This window comes from Flavobacterium sp. K77 (assembly GCF_021608205.1).
Lineage (GTDB): Bacteria > Bacteroidota > Bacteroidia > Flavobacteriales > Flavobacteriaceae > Flavobacterium > Flavobacterium turcicum.
Genome location: NZ_JAKIHO010000029.1, coordinates 1 through 1,529, shown reverse-complemented (window position 1 = coordinate 1,529; position 1,529 = coordinate 1). Strand labels below are relative to the sequence as shown.

General features: G+C 41.5%; 1 protein-coding gene. It reads right to left on the bottom strand.

Going from position 1 to position 1,529, the window contains the following annotated elements:
• Positions 1-5: 5 nt before the first annotated feature.
• Positions 6-1,529, bottom strand: a 1,524-nt coding sequence (locus tag L1S34_RS14730) for a T9SS type A sorting domain-containing protein (protein ID WP_236364846.1), incomplete at its 5' end; no start/stop codon positions are given.

The window sequence follows — 1,529 nt, the reverse complement described above, 5'->3', positions numbered from 1 at the left end:
TGTAATTAGTTAACAGTAATTTTTTTAGTAAAACGCTCGCCATTGTTGGTTAGTTGTACCAAGTAAACAGCTTGCGGTAGCGGTGATTGCGTGTTAATACGAATGCTGTTTTTGGCTTCGGTATTGGTTTCATAAACCGTTTGTCCAATCAAGTTGATGATTTTTACGTTAACCGTTCCGCTCATGGTATTTGGTAAATCAATTGAAAATTGACCGTTTACTACAGGGTTTGGGTACAATTGTAATTGCGCTGCTTCAAAATCTTTGGTATCCAACGTTTTGTTAGTAAACGCTATTTTAAAACGATCGCTTGCATACGATGCCGTTGCTGCTGTGGTTGTAAAGTTTAGTGTAGTAGCATTATCGGTTGTTATTGCAGTGCTAGTTCCTAAAAATTTATCTACCAAAAACGGACTTACTGATGCGTCAAAATTCGAAAACTGCGTACGGAAACTGTAGTTTTTATTGGCTTGAAAGTCTTGTAAATTCAAAAGCACTTCGTCTTTTTCGCTAATTGGTCCACGAGCGTCAATAGCCCATGTTTTTGCGTTGTTACTAATAGAAAGGTTCTCTGTTCCAGTACTTAGTTTAGCAACATCAGCCTTGTCAATATCGGCGCTAAAAGTAGCGTCAAAAACAGCTACAGTAGCATCAATTGGGAAACCGCCTGTAGTTAATTCGCTAGTTTCGTAAACGCTCAAGTCCAAACGAGCCATCGGATTTTTTTGTGTTCTAAAAACACTAGTCAAGTTGGCATTGCCTACTTTGTTAATTTCTTGAAAAGTCAGTGTTCCAGGCGTTCCTAGTACGCTGTTTTGTACAAAAAAGGCTTGTCCTGGCTGAATGTATTGGTTTGCTGCAGAGGCCACATTGCTTGAACCTGTAGTGCTGCTATACACCACATAACGCCCTCTTTGTGCGGCAGTACCCATGTTCGGGTCCCAAATGTAATACGAGTCGGTTAAACCTACCTTAGTTAAAGCGTTCCAGTCTACGGTATTTACGTAAGGGTTACCTACTAAACTGTAGCCGTTGGTTACCAAATTGCTAGTTGCATTTAAAGCAGTATCAAAAACTACATTTCCGCTGCGTATCGTGCCCGTTGCGCTGAGAGTCACAGCTGCATTCATCGTAGGAAGCGAGTTACTATTGATGTTTACATTACGGTCACCACGAACTAAAAGGCGGTAGCCTTGACCAGCTTGTAAATTGGTAGCATTGGTAGAGGCTACTGCTGTCCAACCACTTCCAGTAACTTGGTTGTTATTGTAAGTAAATAATGAAGGGCTACCAGTACCAGTAGCATCAAAACCGTTAGCGCCTGTTGTTGAGCCAGTAATGTGTGTGCCCAATTGCCAGTTGTTGCTGATAAAATCGTCTGTAGTTACACCCGGACTCAAAAAGCGAAACGCTCTTTTGCCTTGAGGAATGTAGCGTTGTACGGTAACTTTACCAGTAATAGTGCTTGTTCCTGCTAGAGGAGCGATTACTGCTGATCCTGCTGCATTAGAAATTAGGGTAAGGTTGTT